We start from the raw sequence: 19134 nt of genomic DNA, 5'->3' as shown, positions 1-19134 counted from the left end.
ATGAACAAGACCGTAAATTTTGAAGACCTCGAGGTCGGCTTCGACATCCCTGCCGCGATCGGCATGGACGAAAGCGAGATACAGACGCCTTGCCTGATCCTTGATCTGGACGCGCTAGAGAGCAACATCCGAAAGATGGGCGATTTCGCAAAGGCCCATGGGATGCGCCATCGTGTTCATGGCAAGATGCACAAATCGGTCGATGTGGCCAAGCTGCAGGAACGGTTGGGCGGTTCGGTCGGCGTCTGCTGTCAGAAAGTGTCGGAAGCCGAGGTATTTGCCCGTGGCGGCATTACGGACATCCTTGTATCCAACCAGGTGCGCGACCCGGTCAAGATTGACCGACTGGCACGGCTGCCCAATTTCGGCGCACGTATCATTGTCTGCGTGGACGATATCGACAATATCTCCGACCTTTCGGCTGCCGCTTCGCGTCACGGTACAGAACTGGAAGTGTTCATCGAGATCGACTGCGGCGCAGGGCGCTGTGGTGTAACCACGACACCGGCGGTCATCGAGATTGCCAAAGCTGTGCAAGCAGCGCCAAATCTGAAATTCACCGGCATTCAGGCCTATCAGGGTGCGATGCAACATCTCGACACCTATGAGGCCCGTAAAGAGAAGCTGGATGTAGCCATTGCCATGGTCAAAGACGCTGTCGCCGGGTTGAAAGCAGAAGGGATCGAGTGCGAACTGGTTTCGGGCGGCGGCACCGGTTCCTATTACTTCGAAAGTAACTCGGGCGTTTACAACGAATTGCAATGCGGCTCTTACGCCTTCATGGACGCGGATTATGGGCGGATTCTGGATCAGAACGGCCAGCGGATTGATCAGGGAGAATGGGAAAATGCGCTATTCATCCTGACCAGCGTCATGAGCCACGCCAAAGCAGACAAGGCCATCTGCGACGCCGGCCTCAAGGCGCAGTCGGTCGATAGCGGCCTGCCCTTTGTGTTCGGGCGTGATGATGTCGAATACCTCAAGTGCTCGGACGAGCATGGGGTTATCGGGGATCCAGACGGCGTACTGAAGGTCAATGACAAGCTGCGGTTGGTGCCGGGCCACTGTGACCCCACCTGCAATGTCCATGATTGGTATGTGGGCGTACGGGGCGGCAAAGTCGAAGCCCTGTGGCCGGTCTCGGCCCGCGGGAAAGCCTATTGAGATGCGGGATGTTATGAAAAGCGACGGCCTGCTGATTGTAGGCGAAGATCTGTGCGAGAAACTGGTAGGACGCCAGCAGGCCTTTGACGCGGTACAGGCTGTGTTCGGTGCGATGGCTAAAGGTGGCGCGTGGAACTTTCCCGTTATCCGCGAGGCTTTGGGCCATGCCGACGCTCTCTATGGGTTCAAATCGGGATTTGACCGCGACGGTCAGGTGCTGGGCCTCAAATCCGGTGGATACTGGCCGGGCAATGCGGCGAAGGGCCTGACCAACCACCAATCCACGGTGTTTCTGTTCGACCCCGATACCGGGCGATTGTCCGCGCTTGTCGGGGGCAATTACCTGACAGCGGTGCGCACAGCGGCCTCTTCGGCGGTTTCGATCGCGCAGCTGGCGCGGCAAGACGCAAGAGTACTTGGTATGGTCGGGGCCGGACATCAGTCAACTTTCCAGCTGCGGGCGGCGGCGGAACAGCGCGACTTCGAAAAGGTCATTGCCTGGAACCCGCATCCCGACATGCTGCCCCGCCTTGCAGCTGTGGCCACTGAGGTTGGGTTGGAATTCGAGGCCGTCAGCCAACAGGAGCTTGGCGCACAGGCGGATGTGATCATCACCATCACCTCGGCTTTTGAGCCGCTCTTGATGAAAGACTGGATCAAGCCCGGCACGCATCTGGCTTGCATGGGCACCGACACCAAAGGCAAGCAAGAGGTCGACGCGGATCTCGTCGCTGCGGCGACTGTCTTTACCGACGAGGTCGCCCAGTCCGTGACAATCGGCGAGGCCCAACATGCCATCAGCCTTGGCGCCTTGACCGAGGATGCAATCGCGCCCATCGGCGCCGTCATCAATGGTGACCACCCCGGTCGGACAAGCGACGATCAGATCACTCTGTTTGATGGAACCGGGGTCGGGTTGCAGGATCTTGCAGTCGCCTCAGTCGCTGCACGATTGGCTGAAGAGGCGGATCTAGCCCAGCGCGCGACCCTCTGAAACGAAAAAGCGCGCCTCAATCGGGCGCGCTTGCTTAACCTGCCTGTTGGTGGCTCAGCCCCGGATGACCTTGGAAAACTGATCAAAGATGGGCTCGTTGGAACAGATGACCTCGCCATCCTCCAGCACGTTACCTTCCGGGTTCAAAGCCTGCACAAAGCCACCGGCCTCTTTCACGATGATGATCCCGGCGGCAACATCCCAGGCATTCAGACGGCGTTCCCAAAAGCCTTCATACCGGCCAGCAGCAACATAAGCCATGTCCAGCGCTGCTGCGCCCCACCGACGTACACCGGCGCAGACTGGCATCAGACGTGCCAGATCCTGCAGGGTCGCAGGCAAGTCAGACCGTCCGCCAAAAGGCAGCCCGGTCGAAAAGATCGACTCGATCATGCGGTGACGACCCGAAACGCGGATACGGGTGTCGTTCATCCATGCGCCTTCGCCATTTTCTGCAAAGAACATCTCGTCCTTGGCGGCGTCATAGATCACACCGGCAACAATTTTGCCTTTATGTTCCAACGCGATCGAGATCGCCCAGTGCGGCAGGCCGTGCAGAAAATTCGTGGTGCCATCCAGCGGATCCACAATCCAGCGGCGGGTGGGATCTTCACCGGCAATCTCGCCGCCCTCTTCGGCCAGCCAGCCATAGGTCGGGCGCGCGCCAAGCAGTTCCTCTTTCAGGATCGCCTCGGCTGCAATGTCTGCCTTGGACACAAAGTCCCCGGCGCCTTTCATCGACACCTGAAGGTTCTCGACTTCACGAAAATCCTTGACCAGTGAACGCCCCGCTTTGCGCGCGGCTTTGATCATGATGTTGAGGTTTGCACTGCCAACCATTGTCCAAAGGCTCCTGTCCGGTCAAACCGCGCGTATACTGGGGCAATGCGCCCTTGCCAAGAGGAATGATACGCATAGCAGACCCGCGTTTTGTGCCTATTGCTCCTGCAGCTTGCGCGCCTCGGTTTTGGCCAGCTTGATCAGCTCTTGCACAAAGGGTTTTTCAAGGTCCTCGGTGCGCACTGCAGCATAAAGGCGACGTGTAATGCCCGCCTTGGTCAGCGGGCGGGTAACATAGTCGGAATTATACTTCACCTCACGCACAACCCAGTCCGGCAGCACCGATATCCCCCGGTTTGACGCGACCAGCAACAGGATCACTGCGGTCAGCTCAACCTGCCGGATCGCAGCCGGTTCAACCCGCGCAGGGATCAGCAGCTGGCTGAATACATCCAACCGTGTCCGTTCGACCGGATAGGTAATCAGGGTCTGGCCCCGAAAATCTTCGGCCTCAATGAACTCTTTCTGGGCAAGCGGGTGTGTCGAAGCCGCGACAAACACCGCGTCATAGTCAAAGAGTTCGATGAATTCGACACCGGGCAGATCTTCTGGGTCCGAGGAAACAACCAGATCGACCTCTTCTTTTTGCAAAGCCGGCAAGGCATCAAAGGCTAGGCCGGGGCGGATATCGACATCCACATCGCCCCAGGATTTACGAAAGGATTCCAGCACCGGGAACAGCCACTCAAAACAGGCGTGGCATTCAATGGCGATATGCATACGGCCCGTGCGCCCGTCGCGCAAAGAAGAGAACTCCTGCTGTGTCGCCTCGACCTGCGGCAGGATCTGCTCGGCCAGGCGTAACAGCCGCAAACCGGCCGCCGAAAGTTTCATCGGTTTGGACCGGCGCAAGAACAATTCGACCCCGGCCTGATCCTCTAGGCCTTTGATTTGATGGCTCAACGCGGATTGAGTGATGTTCAGTTGATCTGCGGCACGGGCAAGCCCGCCACATTCATGGATCGCCTTGATCGTACGCAGGTGGCGGAATTCGATATGCATTGCGTGGAACTCATGTTGTTCTTGAATAATATGAGTTTGTCTCACAATGCGTTAGCTGGCACAAGGGTCAGAGATTTCACCCGTGAGGCCGAGATGACAAGACCAGAAGTTTCATTTGAATTTTTCCCGCCACAGACGCTTGAGGCTTCATTCCGCCTTTGGGATACGGTGCAAACACTGGCACCGCTTGAACCGCGCTTTGTTTCTGTCACCTATGGCGCGGGGGGCACCACGCGCGAGCTGACGCGCGATGCGGTGGCCACATTGCACAAGTCCTCTGGCCTGCCTGTTGCTGCACATCTGACTTGTGTGGATGCGTCACGTCAGGAAACACTGGAAATCGCAGATACCTTTGCTCGGGCGGGCGTGGAGAACATCGTCGCCTTGCGCGGTGATCCGCCCAAGGGTCAGGATCGGTTCGCGCCGCACCCGGAAGGGTTCGCGGACTCGGTCGAATTGATCGAAGCACTGGCAGAAACCGAGATGTTCAGTATCCGTGTTGGCGCCTATCCGGACAAACACCCGGAAGCACAGGATTTTGCCGCCGATATCGACTGGCTAAAGGCCAAGCTGGACGCTGGGGCCGACGAAGCCCTGACTCAGTTCTTCTTTGAGGCCGAGACATTTTTCCGTTTCCGCGATGCCTGTGAAAAGGCAGGGATCGACAAGCCCATCGTTCCGGGCATCCTGCCGATCGAAAACTGGAAAGGGGCGCGCAACTTTGCCCGCAGATGCGGGACACATATTCCGGATTGGATCGAGAATGCCTTTGAGAAGGCCATTCGTGACGACCGCGAAGACCTGCTGGCCACCGCATTGTGCACAGAACTTTGTTCAGACCTGATCGAGGGCGGGGTGGACAAGCTCCACTTTTACACCCTGAACCGGCCGGAACTGACCCGGGATGTGTGCTTTGCCCTTGGCGTCACACCAAAGGCCGAGCTTCAGAACGTCGCTTGATATCCGCTTGTTTCAGACTGTGCACCCGAGGCCAAAACCCCGGGTGTTTTTGCGGAATAAGTTGGGATTACCCTGTCTGACTGGGCCACTTGAACAATCCAGCTGCAGCCTTAATCATTGTCGCGATAAACCGTTCAATTCTGTTACAAATTTGACTTTAGCAACCGCCCATTCATTGTGGGGCCGTATAGTTTGTTTATGAGTGAATTTAGTATGGAACCTTTTGACAAGGTTAGTGCCCGCGCCAATGCCTTCGGCACACTTGGTCTGGCTCAAAGCGCCAGTTCAGATGACATTCGAGAAGCCTGGCGCAACATCGCATTCGAAGCCCACCCCGATAAGAATGGCGGAGACGGTGCGGCCTTGGCCAACGCCAAGGCGGCCTATGATTTGCTGCGCAGCGAGGGGCTGGCCGGGAAAGGTCTGGCGGGCTCGGCGGCGGGGAAACCACGCCGCCCCCGATTGCGCAAACGCGTTATTCAGCTGGAAACCCAAGATATTGATGCCTGTCGTGCAATGCTGAATACGGCGCTGCCCCACTTGCAGGACACCCCGGTGGACAGTCAAGATGCGGATCGCCTGCAAGATGCTGACCACATTCCGGACGCTGTCGGCTTGCATGGCCGCAACCTGACTTATTTCATTTCCGCACCTGTCTGCGAAGGTGCTAACCGCGTCGCATTGCCGACGAGTGTTCTCGCTGGCTCCAAGCGCGTCAAGACAGAGATTCTGAGCTTTCAGTCCAAAGATGCGGGCACTGGCGAAGTTGTCGTACCCGTTGCGCTTGCGACCAAGAAATTTCCGGGCGCCCGCAGCGTGCGGATCAGATTCAACGCCGACCAGCAAACGCAGGATGAGTACTGGTTGGCCGGATGACAAACAAAAAGCCCGGCAAATCAATGCCGGGCTTTGCATCCGTTGCAGAACTCTCAGTTTGTGACCGGGCCTTCGGAGGTAAACTTCGGGATCACGCTGCTGGAGGCCCCGTCGGCCTCGATGCCCGGCCAGTTTCCTTCAGCCAGATTGATATTGCCGGGAATATCTTCTTCAAAGAACCCGACAACCACATCGGTAATGTTCAGATACAGCTTGTCATCAACAATCCGCCACAGGTTCGGGTTCGCAGGCACCTTGCCGCCGCGTGACACGCCATAGGCGCAGTGACCGTCATATTGCGGCGCATAATAAGCAGGGTTTTCCATGAACTTGTCCCGGTTCTCTTCGGTCGAGAATGCCCAGGTAACGCCGTTGTATTCGGCCGTAATATCTGACCTTCCGCGGACGGCTTCGGGCTGTGATTGACCGACAGCAACCTGATCCAGACTGCGATAGGCAACCACGTCATATCCCGACACCGCATAGCCGGTGCCGTCCACATACTGATCTCCTGCAAGGGCAGGCATGGCAAATGCCAAGGTCGCAACTAAGGTCCAGGCAAATCGTTTCATAAGGGCGGTCCTTTTTTATTGGGTGGATGATCGGCCCGGAATACGGGGCTGTGCAGAGAATAGGTGATTCCTCGATCGAACGCAGTCCCGCTCGCGTCGCTGTGACATCGAATGAGAAAACGTGAAGTCTTTTGCACTGAATGTTACAAAATCTTCCCAACAGGCAGGGTTGGACTTTGCCCTTTGCAATATTAGCTGTTGAAGCGAACGGATAATTCACCCGAACATTGCTGAGAAAGGCAATAAATGAGCGAGCAATCGACCTATACGCCCCCTATGGTCTGGACATGGGACAGCCAAAACGGCGGACAATTCGCTAATATCAACCGCCCGATTGCGGGGGCAACTCATGACAAGGATTTGCCTGCTGGGCGCCATCCTCTGCAGCTCTATTCGCTTGCTACTCCGAACGGGGTAAAAGTAACCGTCATGCTGGAAGAGCTTCTGGCGCTAGGCCATGAAGAGGCCGAGTATAACGCCTGGCTGATCAACATCGGCGAGGGAGATCAGTTTAGTTCGGGCTTTGTAGAGGCCAACCCGAACTCGAAGATCCCTGCCCTGTGGGATCGGTCCGGTGAAAAACCTGTGCGCGTGTTCGAAAGTGCCTCGATTCTGTTTCACCTGGCTGAAAGGTTCAACGCTTTCCTACCCGAATCCGGGCCCGAACGGACAGAGGTGATGAACTGGGTTTTCTGGCAAATGGGCAGTGCACCATATCTGGGTGGCGGGTTTGGCCATTTCTACGCCTATGCGCCCGAGAAATGGGAATATCCCATCAACCGCTTTGCCATGGAAACCAAGCGGCAGCTGGATGTTCTGGATCGGGAGCTGTCCGAGAAAACCTATATCGCAGGCGAGGATTACTCTATCGCCGATATCGCGATCTGGCCCTGGTACGGACAACTGGTTCTTGGGCGCCTGTACAGCGCAGCCGAGTTCCTGGACGTCGAATCCTACAAGAACGTCAAGCGCTGGGCCAAGGAGATTGACGCCCGTCCCGCCGTGAAACGCGGTCGCATGGTCAATCGTGCCTTCGGCGAAAAGCATACACAGCTTCACGAACGCCACGAGGCCGGCGACTTTGAAACGCGTACACAGGACAAGCTGGAGCCGGCAGCCGAATAAACAAACCGGGCTTCGCGGATCAATCTGCGAAGCCCCATTCTGCCATTACTTAAGCAAAGGCGGTTTGTCCGGATCGCGCCCAGGAGCGATATGCGCATTCACACGTGCCTCAGGCTGCGGCAGATCGTACCGCAAACCCACCCGCGCCAAAGACGCTGCGGCCGTGTCACTTGATTTGAAAAAACCTACGTCCATTGCCCCAGCTTCGACCCCGGAAAAGGTAAGCGCTTCAGACGCGGCCTTAGCCAGAGCTGCCTCTGCCCCTTCGACGGCATCGACAAATCCCAGCAAATGCCCGAAACCACCTTCAGCCGTTTTGGTGCTGACCAGATAGGCGGCTTGCGCCAACCCAATGGCCGTAGCCAGCTTGGCGTCCAAAGCTGTCAGCAGTTCGTCGGGCAACCCCGATGGAGCCAGGAACTCGGACAGGTGCTGTTGCACCTCTTCGGGACCATGCTGCAAAGTTTCCACCAACCAGCCCAATGCCTCGGGCGGGATCAACATCGAGGACGGGGCAACTTCAAGGTTCAACCCCAGCCCGATCCCCTGCCCCCACAACATAGACGATAAAACCCGCCCCGACAGCGCAACATAGGGCACCGGGCGGTCTGCGAAGCGGGCCAGCCGGTCTTCACGATCGAAAGCCAGCACAAAACGCCCGTCTGCCACGTCGAACAATTCGGGCGAAATATTCTCGTTCTTTGCCTCTTCCGTCAGCATCAGGAACAGCTCACTGTCAGCCAGCCGTTCAAAGAAACGCAGACGGGCGGCATCATCCTGCGGAGCGGCCTCAGCCGCGGCATGGGCGGCGTCCAGAGCCGAAATCTCAGTCATTCAGAACCTCTTGCACCCGTGCACGCAAAACCGGCAACAGATCGGCTTCGAACCACGGATTTTTCTTCATCCATGCCGTATTCCGCCAGGACGGATGAGGCAAGGCAAAGATCCGCGGCGCATAGTCCCGCCAGTTGCGGACGGTTTCGGTGACTGACCCACGTGACTTCAGGTGATATCTATGGGCGTGCCCCCCCACAAGAATGGTCAACGGCACAGGCCTAAGATCCGCCATGACCCGATCATGCCAAGTCTGACCGCATACTGGCGGAGGAGGCAAATCTGCCTTGCGCGCATCATAGCCGGGAAAGCAAAACGCCATTGGAACGATCGAGACACGTGAACGGTCATAAAACAGCTCCTCATCAACACCCAACCACGCCCGAAGCCGATCACCGGAAGGGTCGGTAAAAGGGCGACCCGACGCATGCACTCGTGCCCCCGGAGCCTGACCACAGACCAAAATGGGCGTGTCTTTGCGGAACCAGACAATGGGTCTTGGTTCATGCGCGGTTTCGGTTGCCGCAAATCGGTCGGCACAAATACGGCAGGCCTCTATTTCTTTTTCGAGTGGGTTCATGAGATCGCAATCAGTGCCGCTTCAGATGGTTGGTGTTCTGAAAGCAAGATAGGTAACACACATCCAGACGCCAACAGATGCAAAAGTCACATTACCAAAAACGACCCCCGGAACGCATTGATCATTTGTTTCATAATTCGACATAATGTGGCCTATATGGCGCCGTAGAGATACCGTTCTTTCGCCGATCCGAACGGCGCAACAACAAGATAAACCCGCAGGCCTTGGATGCTTGAGTTTGAAAATGTCAGCAAGTCCTTTTGGACCGGGACGCGCCGAAAGGTGATTCTGGACAGAGTGTCTTTTCGCGTCGAACTTGGCACATCCATCGGCATTCTGGCCCCGAACGGTACCGGAAAAACCACCCTGATCAACATGATGGCCGGACTAGAGAAACCCGACGAAGGGGTCATTCGCAAATCCTGCCGCGTCTCTTTTCCGATGGGATTTACCGGCGGAGTTTCAAACAAGCTGTCGGCTCTGGAGAACTCGCGCTATATCGCCAAGATCTATGGTATGGACCCGGACTATGTCGAGGCATATTGCAGTTGGCTGTGTGGCCTGGGTGAATATTTCAATCAACCGCTGGCGACCTATTCATCCGGTATGCGGTCGCGGTTCACATTCGCGTTGATGCTGGCTCTGGATTTCGACATGTACCTCATCGACGAAGGGATGCCGGCCACAACGGATGTTGAATTCAACAAAAAGGCAGGCGACATTCTGCAGGAACGGCTGCGCACAACAACACTGGTCATCGTCTCTCACAACCCGGCCCTGCTTGAAAAATTCGCGCGTCAGGCGGCGGTATTAGTGGATGGTCAGCTTCACTTGTTCGAAACCTTGGAAGAGGCAAAGCAGTTATATGACTACCAAACCCAGGGCTGATAAATACAACTGGCGCCGCAAACGGCGGTCTGCGGGAAATGCCGAAACGCGCGAAGACGCGATCTCGCGCATTCGCCAGGCCACACAGGCGCCCGGCGCAGCAAATGAACCGCCAGTAGGGACCGAGATCGACGCTATCAAACGCGAAGGACTGACCGGCCGCCAACTGCGGGTGGCACGTCGTCTTGCCCAGAAAAACGGTCTTGCGGCGACTTCGGACTATGATGCAGTTCGGTTGTTGCGCAAAAAGGGAATTGATCCGTTTGAACCCTCCAGTCTGCTGAACCTTGCCTCGGAAAAGAAAACTTCGGACGAGCAGACGAATGATCGCATCACGATCCACCTGCCCCAGACCGTGAAAGATGCACCAGAGAACTTGCCCGGGCCCGAGATGAGCCCGGCCGAGCGGCGTGAACGTGAAATCGGACAGATTCAGAGGGACATCGCCCGCCGCCGCCGTCGCAAACTGTTCGCTCTGTTTGCACGGCTTGCGGCCTTTGTCCTGCTACCTACCTTTGTCGTGGGTCTCTATTTCTATCGGATCGCGACCCCAATGTACGCCAGCAACTCTGCCTTTCTGATCCTTCAGGCGGATGGGGGTGCAGGCTCTATCGGAGGGCTTCTGGCAGGGACCCAATTTGCGACCACGCAGGATTCGGTTGCCACCCAGGAGTTTCTGGAATCGAAAGATGCGCTTGAACTTTTGGACACAGAGGCCGGTTTCGCTGATGTGTTCAAACAGGACTGGATCGACCCCATTCAGCGATTATCCCCGGACGCCAGTCTCGAAGAGGCTTACAAGCTGTACAAACGCATGATCACGGTCGGATATGACCCGACCGATGGCCTGATCCGGATGGAGGTGGCGACACCTGACCCCCAGACTTCGGCCGCGTTTTCACGAGAACTGATTTCCTATGCCGAGCAACGGGTAAACGCGCTGACCGAAAAGAAACGCGAAGACCAGATGAAAGATGCCCGGGAAGGGTTTGTAAGCGCTCAGGAAGAACGCAAGAAAGCTCAGGAAGACCTGATCGAGCTTCAGCTGCAAGGCGCAATCCTTGACCCTGAAAGCGTCATTGCCGGGTTGCGGGGCCGCATAAACGAAATCGAGACGCTTATTCAGGACAAAGAACTGCAGCTTGCAGCCTTGTTGGACAATCGCCGCCCAAACAAAGCCAAGGTGGATGGCGCGCAGGCCGATATCGCACGGCTTACGGTTGTGCTGGAGGAATTGAACGCCGAAATGCTGGATGTCTCTGCCGGCGAGAATTCGCTGGCCAGGCTGAGTGTTCGGATTCAGATGGCACAGGCCGATCTGGCCGCTAGGGATATGATCCTGCAATCAGCTATGCAGCATATGGAGACAACCAGGACCGAAGCCAATCGTCAGGTTCGGTATCTGACGGTTTCCGTCAATCCTGTTCCCAGTCAGGAACCCAGCTATCCGCGCAAGTTCGAAAATACGATTTTGGCTTTCCTGTTGTTTGCTGGTATCTACCTGATGATCTCGCTTACCGCGTCGGTCCTTCGTGAACAGGTATCCTCGTAAGACACATGAAACATGTAAAAATCTCCGATCTCACGGTCGGCAATGATCTTCCGCTGACGATCATCGCCGGTCCCTGCCAACTGGAAACTGCCGATCATGCTCAAATGATCGCAGGAAAAATGAAAGAGGCCTGCGACGCCGCCGGGGCGCAGTACGTCTTTAAAGCCTCGTATGACAAGGCGAACCGAACTTCACTGTCGGGTGCGCGAGGTATGGGAATAGACACAGGGCTCAAGGTTCTGGATGACATCCGCAAAACCATGGGCATTCCAGTGCTGACAGACGTACATACCGAAGCCCAGTGCGCGATTGCGGCCGAGGCTGTGGACGTGCTGCAAATCCCTGCCTTTCTATGCCGACAAACAGATATGCTGCTCGCAGCTGGCGAAACCGGCAAGGCGGTTAATGTCAAAAAAGGACAGTTTTTAGCCCCATGGGAGATGGGCAACATCGTGAGCAAGGTCGAAAGCACTGGGAACACAAACATCCTGCTGACAGAACGCGGAACTTCGTTTGGATATAATACGTTGGTCGCTGACATGCGCGGCCTGCCGCAGATGGCCAAAACGGGATACCCGGTCGTAATGGATGCCACACACTCGGTACAGCAGCCTGGCGGCAAAGGTGGTTCTACTGGTGGGCAGCGAGAATTCGCGCCTGTGATGGCCCGCGCTGCGGTTTCGCTTGGCATCGGTGCGGTTTTTATCGAAACCCATCAGGACCCTGATACTGCACCTTCCGACGGTCCTAATATGATCCCATTGGACCAGATGCCGCAGCTCATCGATACATTGATGTGTTTTGATGCGTTGGCCAAGGCCAACCCTATCCAAATCTGAACAAGAGTATTCCCATGACCAAACCCAACCCCGAGGTGACTCCGAACACCTGGAGCTTTCTGCGCGACGCAATGATCAAGCCAACCGGCTTTCGCGAATATGATGCCCGCTGGAAATATCCAGAAGAGATCAACCTGCCAGGTATGACCGCACTGGGGTTGGGTCTGGGCACACAGATGCGCAAGCGTGGGATTGAACCCGTGATTGCTGTAGCCAATGATTATCGTGATTATTCTCTGGCCATTAAAAATGCCCTGATCCTGGGCCTGATGCAGGCGGGAATTCAGGTAAAGGATATCGGTCCGGCGCTTAGCCCGATGGCCTATTTCGCTCAGTTCCATCTGGACGTTCCAGCCGTGGCCATGGTCACGGCCAGCCACAATCCAAATGGCTGGACCGGGGTCAAGATGGGGTTCGAACGTCCCTTGACCCATGGCCCGGACGAGATGTCAGAGCTGCGAGACATTGTTCTGAATGGCGAAGGGCAGACCCACCCTGGCGGGTCCTACGAATTCGTTGATGGCGTGAAAGAGGCCTATATCGACGATCTGGTCGGCGATTTCAGAATATCCCGACCTCTCAAAGTGGTCTGTGCCACAGGGAACGGCACAGCATCCGCCTTTGCCCCGGAAATCTTTGAACGCATGGGGGTAGAAGTCGTGCCCAGCCATAACCAGCTGGACTATACTTTCCCGCATTACAACCCGAACCCAGAAGCGATGGAAATGCTGCACGACATGTCCGATACCGTGAAAGCCAGCGGTGCCGACATGGCGCTGGGGTTCGATGGTGACGGTGACCGCTGTGGCGTTGTGGATGACGAGGGGGAGGAGATTTTTGCTGATAAGGTCGGCGTGATCATGGCCCGCGATCTGGCCAAGATTTACCCCAATGCCACCTTTGTCGCCGACGTGAAATCAACCGGCCTTTTTGCCAGCGACCCCGAGTTGAAGGCCCGCGGGGTCAAGGCAGATTATTGGAAAACCGGCCACAGCCACATGAAGCGGCGAGTCAAAGAGATCAACGCGCTGGCTGGGTTCGAAAAGTCGGGGCATTACTTTTTGGCCGAACCGATTGGCCGTGGCTATGATTGCGGCATGCGCGTCGCGGTTGAGATCTGTAAACTGATGGACCGCAACCCGGACCAAAGCATGTCCGACCTGCGAAAGGCACTACCGAAAACATGGTCGACACCGACCATGTCCCCCTATGCAGCGGATATCGAAAAATACGACATACTCGACCGTTTGGTCGCAAAGCTGGTCGCCAAATCCGAGGCCGGAGAGACGCTAGCAGGTCGCCCGATCAAAGAAGTGGTCACTGTCAACGGTGCCCGAGTCATTCTGGACAATGGCAGCTGGGGGTTGGTCCGCGCCTCGTCGAATACGCCCAATCTGGTGGTCGTCTGCGAAAGCAGCGAAAGCGAAGAAGAGATGCGTGCCATTTTTGCGGATATCGACGCGGTTATCCGAACCGAACCGGGTGTCGGAGATTACGACCAGACCATCTGAGCGTTGGTGTCGGGGCGCTGGCCCCGACACTTCAATTTCCGCCAAACAGCTTAAGCAGTCCTTTCTTGGCCTCGTCCTCAAGCTTGTTCTTCAGCGCATCCTCGACGCTGTCCCCGTCAGTCCCGGCCGTACCGGTATCGCCGCCTATCTTGTCGATGACTTTCTTTTTGACATCATCCTCAAGCTCTTTGACCTTTCCTCCGGCGGCCGCTTCGATCACCTTGGTCAGGTCCGGCTTGATCGACGGATTGCTCCATGGTCCAACGATACGCACCGGAACCGACAGGCCCTCTCCCGAATTCGCACGCAGAGCGACCGGCGTGAACAGATAGTCGATATTGCGCGCTCCGATCCCGACTTTTCCTTTGCCATCCGCGCGGAAATTGTCCAGCGACATCAACAAATCGTTGTTCTGCAAAACGCCCTGATCAATGGTGAAGCTACCCGTCAGGCTGTTGAACACGGTGGTGCCACCCGATCCTTTGCCTCGTCCCATGAGACGATCAAGGTCAAAGCCCGATATCAACCCCTTTCCTACATCCAAGCGGCCCTTACCGCTGAGAGAACGCATGATCTGATTCTCGTTCTGGCCAACGCCCAGAAACTCGAATGATCCTGACCCGGTCCCGGACAGCCGCTCGACCCCGACCAAGGCTGTCAGAGCTTGTTTGAGGTCAATGCCCTTGGCCTTTATCTTGCCGCCAACGGACAACCCATTCCGATTATTGGCCACCACCTGCCCGTTCAGCGTTCCGGAAAACAAGGTTGCCGGGTTCATCTCCAATGCAGCCCGAGACCGGTCCAGCCGCATTGTCAGGTCGCTGGGGCCAAGCGTCAGCTCGGGCAGCGCGATAGATTTGGCTGTCAGTCGAATTTCACCATTGGCCAAAGCCAGCGCCGAGGCGTCGATCGGTTCCCTTGACCACCCCTCCGAGGCAGCACCCGCGCCGGAACCGCCTGAACTGGACGAGACCGTCTGACCACTTTGATTATAGCGAGAAAGATCAAGATCACTGGCATCCAACCGAGCGGTGATCTGTGGCGGGTTGGAAATGACAATATCAACTTCGCCTGTAAAACGGTTACTGTCGAGTGAAGCCACCAGATCGCGCACAGATATGCGGCCATCTCTGGTATAAGTCATCTGCCCCGACACATTCGCAGCGCGGCCCAACCCGTGCGGCACTCCAACGCCCTCCTGACCAAACGCGGCCAGCATTTTTTCCGTGTCTTTGGTTTTCAACTGCAGCTTGCCGTCCATCTCTCCGGCAAGGTTGACGCGCCCGTCAAATCCGATGTCACCACCAGGGGCCGCAAGTGCAAGTTCAATCTCGGATGCCGCGCCCGTGGCATAAGCCGGCAAGTCGGGTATCTTGATATCCACGCGGGCCTCACCGCCCGGAACCGGCATTTGTGCATCCAGAACCATGGGGGCCGAGACTGCTGGCCAACTGGCAGACAAATCCACATCTGCGACATCAAATCGGGCCGATCCATTTTCAACAAAGATCAGACGCGCCTGAGTCAGTTTCAGATGCTCCAGTGTCACGGCACGCGATGCATCGGCCGGTTTTGATCCACCCGTGCCGCTGGCTGTCGGGGCGACGGCCGTGTCAAACTCCCAGTTTCCGCGCCCGTCTGACAGTTCAAGTCTGAGGGTCGGATTCTCGGCAATAATCCGTTTGATCAGCACATCGCCGGACAAAATGGCCAAGGTATCGACCCCAACCGCCAGGCTTTCGGCGCTCAGCATCGGCTCAGATCCCGCCCACGAGGCATTTCCGAAGGAAACCGCCCCGGTTTCCATGCCCAGCACTGGCCAGAAGGACAGCTTAACGCCCCCCGACAGTTTCAGATCACGCCCGGTTTGTGCCTTGACCTGCTCGGCCAGAATGGTCGCCAACTTGTCGCCCGGCATCAGCAGCAATGCGCCGATGACAAGACCTACCACAGCCACCAAAAGGAACAGGATGCGCATTAGCCATTTCATTTTCTGCTCTCCGACTTATTTGGCACGCTATAAAAAGATCATTCAAAGACGGCAGCGCATTTGCAAGGGGAAGCTTTCCCCACTATATGCCGCGCCATGACCACAAACCCGCCAAACCTCCGCCCCGACCTGGCACCTGCTGCCCGGATCACTGATACACCACGTCCGAACCAGCCGACCATCGGCATGGTATCGCTGGGTTGCCCCAAGGCTTTGGTCGACAGCGAGCGGATTCTGACGCGCCTGAGGGCCGAAGGATACGGCATCTCGCCGGACTATTCAGGCGCGGATGCCGTGATTGTGAATACCTGCGGATTTCTGGACAGCGCCAAGGCGGAGTCTCTGGATGCCATCGGCGAGGCTTTGGTGGAAAACGGCAAGGTTATCGTAACCGGATGCCTGGGGGCCGAACCCGATTACATCCGCGAGCATCACCCCCGTATCATGGCCGTCACCGGACCACATCAGTACGAGCAGGTGCTGGACGCGGTACACAAGGCCGTGCCGCCTGATCCCGACCCTTTCGTGGATCTGCTGCCTGCGGCCAACGTTCAACTGACGCCGCGCCACTATAGCTATCTCAAGATATCCGAGGGCTGTAACCACAAATGCAAGTTCTGCATCATCCCGGACATGCGCGGCAAACTGGCCAGCCGTCCGGCGCATGCTGTTCTGCGCGAGGCGGAAAAGCTGGTCGATAACGGTGTGCGCGAATTGCTCGTGATCTCTCAGGACACGTCGGCCTATGGGTTGGACCGGAAGTATGACGTGAATCCCTGGAAAGACCGTGAGGTCCGCAGCCATATCACCGATCTGGCGCGTGAATTGGGTCAGTTGGATGCCTGGATTCGTCTGCACTATGTATATCCCTACCCGCATGTACGTGAACTGATCCCGCTGATGGCGGATCCGGGCAGCAACGTGCTGCCCTATCTGGATATCCCTTTTCAACACGCACATCCGGATGTTTTGAAACGAATGGCCCGCCCCGCTGCAGCTGCCAGAACATTGGACGAGATCGCCGCCTGGCGCGCGACCTGTCCTGACATCACTCTGCGATCCACCTTTATCGTGGGCTATCCCGGCGAGACCGAGGCTGAGTTCCAGACCCTTCTGGACTGGATGGACGAGGCGCAACTGGATCGCGTCGGCTGCTTTCAGTACGAGAACGTCGAAGGAGCCCGATCCAACGACCTACCTGACCATGTGCCCGCCGATGTCAAACAAGACCGATGGGAAAGGTTCATGGAAAAGGCTCAGGCGATTTCCGGGGCCAAACTGGCCGCCAAGGTCGGCCATACCCTGCATGTCATCGTGGATGATATCGACGATGAGGCCGCGACCTGTCGCACCACCGCAGATGCGCCCGAGATCGACGGCAATCTGTTCATCGACGAGGGGTTTGAGGCCCTGAAGCCGGGCGACATTGTCTCGGTCGAGGTGGACGAGGCCGGGGAATATGATCTATGGGGCAAGCTGCGCTAACCACACGTAACTGAATTGACCGACCCAGCGGCAGTCAGAAAAGGCTCAACAGCCCGATTACCCAGGCCAATCCGCCAGCCAAAGCAGTCAGTGCCACCGCAGCGCTGGCGGCGTCTTTGGCTTGCCCGGCCAATAGATTGTGTTCGGTCGAAGTATGATCCACCGCCCGTTCGATCGCCGTGTTGAACAGTTCGGCCACCAGAACCAACAGACCGATCACCAGTATCAGAGCCCGAACGCCATCGCTCAGGGGCAGCCACAGGGCCAGACCCGCAGAAACAAGATTAGCGCAGACCCAAGCGCGGAACGAGTATTCACCGTGCCAAGTGGCAGCCAATCCCTGCCTGCTCCAGCGGATGCGGTCCTTTAGATGGGCGACAAGTTTTCTCATGCGACCTCGGTAATTCAATAGGTCAAACAGAAACCCGAACACCGTATGACAGGCAATAAAAAAGCCACCCATAGGGCGGCTTTTTTGTTCGATTGTGAGGGCGGCTATGTCGGAATCCGCCCGCGAAAATCTTATTGAGCAGTCGGATTACATACGGTCTGACCTGCTTCGGTCGTCGCCAGATCTGTCCCTGCCGGGCAGCTCGGCGTGCCGTATTTGTCATAATCTGGGGTAATGTATACCGGTGTCGGCTCTTCCTGTTGCGAGCAAGCAGCCAGAACCAGGGCAAACGCACTAACGGCAGCAAATTTGAGTTTCATGTCCGTCATTCCTCTAGTTAATTTCTGTTATTGCCCTGAACATGGGGCCGACTTCACAATACGGTGTGGTTGGTAATTTTGCAATAAAATCAACAGCGCGTTTGCGAAAGCAGGCAAAACCATGCCGGGGGGATTGCCTATGGAATGGGTGCCGCGTGGCAGCTACTGCTTTCGGCACATCTGTTCAGGCGATAGACTGGGGAAAGTCAGCGAACGGAGAAACCAGATGCCAGAAGGTCCAGTCATTGCGCAAAAAGCGCCCTATCCAATCGAAGTAACCGAAGGAAAAAGCTATTTCTGGTGCTCGTGCGGCCGGTCCAATCGGCAGCCATTTTGTGATGGATCTCACAAAGGAACCGGCTTTGAACCGGTCAAGTTCACGGCTGATACCAGCAAGAAACTGTTCTTCTGCGGCTGTAAAAACTGCGCTAACCCACCGTTTTGCGACGGGACACATTCCAAGATCTGATCACTTCAGCCGGTTGAAAACCTGGCTATTTACGCAGAACCCGGGCGCTGAACGGGGATCAGATTGCTGCGCCGCCAGCCATATCGTGCATTTCTCGTGACAGTCCGAGGCCCGGCAACGCGTTACCATCTCGGCGTATTCATCCGGGCTCAACCGCCCGTCGGACATGGCTTCGGTCAACGAGATCTTAAGGCATCGGGCAACGGATCGAGTTAGCCAAAAGTGCTTTTCCACGTCGCCCAGTACAGCGTGTTTCATCCCAATTCCTGCATTTGTATTACTTTCAACGCGGCGAATTGATGTTTGTTCGGGCAGGTTTGCGGTGCTCCTGCAACATCTGGATGTCTTTCCATCCAATCCGGGCAGGCAGCCGCCCAGCCACATCCCTGACACAGGCGGATCATTTCAGCCCAGTCTTCCTGACTTAGCCGACCTTTATTGTGGGCCCGCACAATATCCGTACCTGTCGCTTGCCCCATCCTCAACACAAGGCGCAAATGGGTCATGAGGTGTCCAAGGCGCGGCATTGCGGCCCCCCTAAGGGATCAACTTGCTTAACAAATCTTGGTTCCGGCAATATTCGGGTGTCTGCGTTGCCAGAACCGGTTGATTCAAAAATGATTGGCAATGGCCCGGGTTCGGGCAATCGGTGCATCGCAGAACCGCATCGGTAATCTGATCCACCGATATATGTCCAGCGATTGCAGATTCCTGCAGATCCACCCCCAGCTTGCCAGCCATA

At 56.6% G+C, this 19134-nt stretch carries 22 protein-coding genes; 11 read left to right on the top strand and 11 right to left on the bottom strand.

The genetic code is table 11. The features are described 5' to 3' along the window. Together bhcC and bhcD are read left to right on the top strand one after the other, a co-directional pair. Complete coding sequence (gene bhcC, locus AC2FGB_RS09085; protein WP_496693861.1) at positions 1-1164, top strand: 3-hydroxy-D-aspartate aldolase BhcC; 1164 nt, start codon at positions 1-3, stop codon at positions 1162-1164. A gap of 1 nt (position 1165) precedes the next feature. After that, positions 1166-2158, top strand: coding sequence for an iminosuccinate reductase BhcD (gene bhcD / locus AC2FGB_RS09080; RefSeq protein ID WP_496693862.1), 993 nt, complete (start codon positions 1166-1168; stop codon positions 2156-2158). 54 nt (positions 2159-2212) lie between these two features. Here the strand turns inward: bhcD and AC2FGB_RS09075 are convergent, their stop codons facing one another. Both AC2FGB_RS09075 and AC2FGB_RS09070 read right to left on the bottom strand, forming a co-directional pair. Then, on the bottom strand, positions 2213-2998 hold the full coding sequence (locus tag AC2FGB_RS09075) for an inositol monophosphatase family protein (RefSeq protein ID WP_142636646.1): 786 nt from the start codon (positions 2996-2998) through the stop codon (positions 2213-2215). A 96-nt stretch (positions 2999-3094) separates the two neighbouring features. After that, positions 3095-4000: a LysR family transcriptional regulator gene (locus AC2FGB_RS09070; RefSeq protein WP_142636644.1), complete on the bottom strand. Its 906-nt coding sequence runs from the start codon at positions 3998-4000 to the stop codon at positions 3095-3097. A 93-nt stretch (positions 4001-4093) separates the two neighbouring features. On the opposite strand from AC2FGB_RS09070, the gene metF reads away from it, so the two are divergent. Both metF and AC2FGB_RS09060 read left to right on the top strand, forming a co-directional pair. Then, on the top strand, positions 4094-4960 hold the full coding sequence (metF, locus tag AC2FGB_RS09065; protein ID WP_271949306.1) for a methylenetetrahydrofolate reductase [NAD(P)H]: 867 nt from the start codon (positions 4094-4096) through the stop codon (positions 4958-4960). 213 nt (positions 4961-5173) lie between these two features. Beyond that, complete coding sequence (locus AC2FGB_RS09060) at positions 5174-5836, top strand: J domain-containing protein (protein WP_142636640.1); 663 nt, start codon at positions 5174-5176, stop codon at positions 5834-5836. A gap of 53 nt (positions 5837-5889) precedes the next feature. On the opposite strand, the gene AC2FGB_RS09055 is transcribed toward AC2FGB_RS09060, so the two are convergent. Further along, positions 5890-6408: a YHS domain-containing (seleno)protein gene (locus AC2FGB_RS09055; protein ID WP_496693863.1), complete on the bottom strand. Its 519-nt coding sequence runs from the start codon at positions 6406-6408 to the stop codon at positions 5890-5892. Between the two features lie 246 nt (positions 6409-6654). On the opposite strand from AC2FGB_RS09055, the gene yghU reads away from it, so the two are divergent. Then, a complete protein-coding gene (yghU, locus tag AC2FGB_RS09050; RefSeq protein ID WP_496693864.1) occupies positions 6655-7533 on the top strand; it encodes a glutathione-dependent disulfide-bond oxidoreductase in 879 nt (292 codons plus the stop codon). Positions 7534-7578: 45 nt separating this feature from the next. Here yghU and AC2FGB_RS09045 read toward each other — a convergent pair whose 3' ends face one another. Together AC2FGB_RS09045 and AC2FGB_RS09040 are read right to left on the bottom strand one after the other, a co-directional pair. After that, positions 7579-8367: an SseB family protein gene (locus AC2FGB_RS09045; protein ID WP_496693865.1), complete on the bottom strand. Its 789-nt coding sequence runs from the start codon at positions 8365-8367 to the stop codon at positions 7579-7581. Next, positions 8360-8947 (bottom strand): uracil-DNA glycosylase family protein, encoded by a 588-nt coding sequence (locus tag AC2FGB_RS09040; protein ID WP_496693866.1) that lies wholly within the window; start codon positions 8945-8947, stop codon positions 8360-8362. Before AC2FGB_RS09040 ends, AC2FGB_RS09045 begins: the two co-directional genes overlap by 8 nt. Positions 8948-9175: 228 nt before the next feature. On the opposite strand from AC2FGB_RS09040, the gene AC2FGB_RS09035 reads away from it, so the two are divergent. The 4 genes from AC2FGB_RS09035 to AC2FGB_RS09020 are packed head-to-tail and all read left to right on the top strand — an operon-like array spanning position 9176 to position 13737. Next, positions 9176-9835, top strand: a complete 660-nt coding sequence (locus AC2FGB_RS09035) for an ABC transporter ATP-binding protein (RefSeq protein WP_142636630.1) — start codon at positions 9176-9178, stop codon at positions 9833-9835. Then, positions 9813-11387, top strand: a complete 1575-nt coding sequence (locus AC2FGB_RS09030; RefSeq protein ID WP_496693868.1) for a KpsE/RkpR family capsule polysaccharide export protein — start codon at positions 9813-9815, stop codon at positions 11385-11387. Before AC2FGB_RS09035 ends, AC2FGB_RS09030 begins: the two co-directional genes overlap by 23 nt. Positions 11388-11392: 5 nt before the next feature. Further along, complete coding sequence (gene kdsA / locus AC2FGB_RS09025; protein ID WP_271949290.1) at positions 11393-12226, top strand: 3-deoxy-8-phosphooctulonate synthase; 834 nt, start codon at positions 11393-11395, stop codon at positions 12224-12226. Between the two features lie 14 nt (positions 12227-12240). Further along, entirely contained in the window at positions 12241-13737 is a 1497-nt protein-coding gene (locus AC2FGB_RS09020) for a phosphomannomutase/phosphoglucomutase (protein ID WP_271949287.1), read from the top strand. Between the two features lie 31 nt (positions 13738-13768). Here AC2FGB_RS09020 and AC2FGB_RS09015 read toward each other — a convergent pair whose 3' ends face one another. Continuing rightward, on the bottom strand, positions 13769-15727 hold the full coding sequence (locus AC2FGB_RS09015) for an AsmA family protein (protein ID WP_496693869.1): 1959 nt from the start codon (positions 15725-15727) through the stop codon (positions 13769-13771). 96 nt (positions 15728-15823) lie between these two features. Here AC2FGB_RS09015 and rimO point away from each other — a divergent pair, with 96 nt between their 5' ends. Beyond that, positions 15824-17212 carry a 30S ribosomal protein S12 methylthiotransferase RimO gene (gene rimO, locus AC2FGB_RS09010; protein WP_496693870.1) on the top strand — a complete coding sequence of 463 codons (1389 nt, stop codon included), beginning with the start codon at positions 15824-15826 and terminating at the stop codon, positions 17210-17212. Positions 17213-17246: 34 nt separating this feature from the next. Here the strand turns inward: rimO and AC2FGB_RS09005 are convergent, their stop codons facing one another. Both AC2FGB_RS09005 and AC2FGB_RS09000 read right to left on the bottom strand, forming a co-directional pair. Then, on the bottom strand, positions 17247-17603 hold the full coding sequence (locus tag AC2FGB_RS09005) for a diacylglycerol kinase (protein ID WP_496693871.1): 357 nt from the start codon (positions 17601-17603) through the stop codon (positions 17247-17249). 131 nt (positions 17604-17734) lie between these two features. Further along, on the bottom strand, positions 17735-17923 hold the full coding sequence (locus tag AC2FGB_RS09000; protein ID WP_142636616.1) for a hypothetical protein: 189 nt from the start codon (positions 17921-17923) through the stop codon (positions 17735-17737). 226 nt (positions 17924-18149) lie between these two features. Between AC2FGB_RS09000 and AC2FGB_RS08995 the strand changes: the two genes are divergently transcribed. After that, positions 18150-18392 carry a CDGSH iron-sulfur domain-containing protein gene (locus AC2FGB_RS08995; RefSeq protein ID WP_142636614.1) on the top strand — a complete coding sequence of 81 codons (243 nt, stop codon included), beginning with the start codon at positions 18150-18152 and terminating at the stop codon, positions 18390-18392. Here AC2FGB_RS08995 and AC2FGB_RS08990 read toward each other — a convergent pair whose 3' ends face one another. From AC2FGB_RS08990 to AC2FGB_RS08980, 3 genes are read right to left on the bottom strand one after another with little or no spacing between them, the layout of a single operon-like run. After that, positions 18393-18650 (bottom strand): DUF6455 family protein, encoded by a 258-nt coding sequence (locus AC2FGB_RS08990; protein WP_271949278.1) that lies wholly within the window; start codon positions 18648-18650, stop codon positions 18393-18395. After that, entirely contained in the window at positions 18647-18919 is a 273-nt protein-coding gene (locus AC2FGB_RS08985) for a DUF6455 family protein (RefSeq protein ID WP_271949276.1), read from the bottom strand. Before AC2FGB_RS08985 ends, AC2FGB_RS08990 begins: the two co-directional genes overlap by 4 nt. A 10-nt stretch (positions 18920-18929) precedes the next feature. Continuing rightward, on the bottom strand, positions 18930-19133 hold the full coding sequence (locus AC2FGB_RS08980) for a DUF6455 family protein (protein WP_246097229.1): 204 nt from the start codon (positions 19131-19133) through the stop codon (positions 18930-18932). Between the last annotated feature and the right edge of the window lies 1 nt (position 19134).

It is taken from the genome of Ruegeria sp. CDSC021, from assembly GCF_059610845.1.
Note: the sequence above shows the minus strand (reverse complement) of the source record. Positions and strands in the feature narration are given on the sequence as shown.

Bases quoted from the DNA above. Each gene is read 5' to 3' on its own strand.
- bhcC (WP_496693861.1), top strand. From the start codon at position 1: ATGAACAAGACCGTAAATTTTGAAGACCTCGAGGTCGGCTTCGACATC.
- bhcD (WP_496693862.1), top strand. From the start codon at position 1,166: ATGCGGGATGTTATGAAAAGCGACGGCCTGCTGATTGTAGGCGAAGAT.
- AC2FGB_RS09075 (WP_142636646.1), bottom strand. From the start codon at position 2,998: ATGGTTGGCAGTGCAAACCTCAACATCATGATCAAAGCCGCGCGCAAA.
- AC2FGB_RS09070 (WP_142636644.1), bottom strand. From the start codon at position 4,000: ATGCATATCGAATTCCGCCACCTGCGTACGATCAAGGCGATCCATGAA.
- metF (WP_271949306.1), top strand. From the start codon at position 4,094: ATGACAAGACCAGAAGTTTCATTTGAATTTTTCCCGCCACAGACGCTT.
- AC2FGB_RS09060 (WP_142636640.1), top strand. From the start codon at position 5,174: ATGGAACCTTTTGACAAGGTTAGTGCCCGCGCCAATGCCTTCGGCACA.
- AC2FGB_RS09055 (WP_496693863.1), bottom strand. From the start codon at position 6,408: ATGAAACGATTTGCCTGGACCTTAGTTGCGACCTTGGCATTTGCCATG.
- yghU (WP_496693864.1), top strand. From the start codon at position 6,655: ATGAGCGAGCAATCGACCTATACGCCCCCTATGGTCTGGACATGGGAC.
- AC2FGB_RS09045 (WP_496693865.1), bottom strand. From the start codon at position 8,367: ATGACTGAGATTTCGGCTCTGGACGCCGCCCATGCCGCGGCTGAGGCC.
- AC2FGB_RS09040 (WP_496693866.1), bottom strand. From the start codon at position 8,947: ATGAACCCACTCGAAAAAGAAATAGAGGCCTGCCGTATTTGTGCCGAC.
- AC2FGB_RS09035 (WP_142636630.1), top strand. From the start codon at position 9,176: ATGCTTGAGTTTGAAAATGTCAGCAAGTCCTTTTGGACCGGGACGCGC.
- AC2FGB_RS09030 (WP_496693868.1), top strand. From the start codon at position 9,813: ATGACTACCAAACCCAGGGCTGATAAATACAACTGGCGCCGCAAACGG.
- kdsA (WP_271949290.1), top strand. From the start codon at position 11,393: ATGAAACATGTAAAAATCTCCGATCTCACGGTCGGCAATGATCTTCCG.
- AC2FGB_RS09020 (WP_271949287.1), top strand. From the start codon at position 12,241: ATGACCAAACCCAACCCCGAGGTGACTCCGAACACCTGGAGCTTTCTG.
- AC2FGB_RS09015 (WP_496693869.1), bottom strand. From the start codon at position 15,727: ATGAAATGGCTAATGCGCATCCTGTTCCTTTTGGTGGCTGTGGTAGGT.
- rimO (WP_496693870.1), top strand. From the start codon at position 15,824: ATGACCACAAACCCGCCAAACCTCCGCCCCGACCTGGCACCTGCTGCC.
- AC2FGB_RS09005 (WP_496693871.1), bottom strand. From the start codon at position 17,603: ATGAGAAAACTTGTCGCCCATCTAAAGGACCGCATCCGCTGGAGCAGG.
- AC2FGB_RS09000 (WP_142636616.1), bottom strand. From the start codon at position 17,923: ATGAAACTCAAATTTGCTGCCGTTAGTGCGTTTGCCCTGGTTCTGGCT.
- AC2FGB_RS08995 (WP_142636614.1), top strand. From the start codon at position 18,150: ATGCCAGAAGGTCCAGTCATTGCGCAAAAAGCGCCCTATCCAATCGAA.
- AC2FGB_RS08990 (WP_271949278.1), bottom strand. From the start codon at position 18,650: ATGAAACACGCTGTACTGGGCGACGTGGAAAAGCACTTTTGGCTAACT.
- AC2FGB_RS08985 (WP_271949276.1), bottom strand. From the start codon at position 18,919: ATGCCGCGCCTTGGACACCTCATGACCCATTTGCGCCTTGTGTTGAGG.
- AC2FGB_RS08980 (WP_246097229.1), bottom strand. From the start codon at position 19,133: ATGGCTGGCAAGCTGGGGGTGGATCTGCAGGAATCTGCAATCGCTGGA.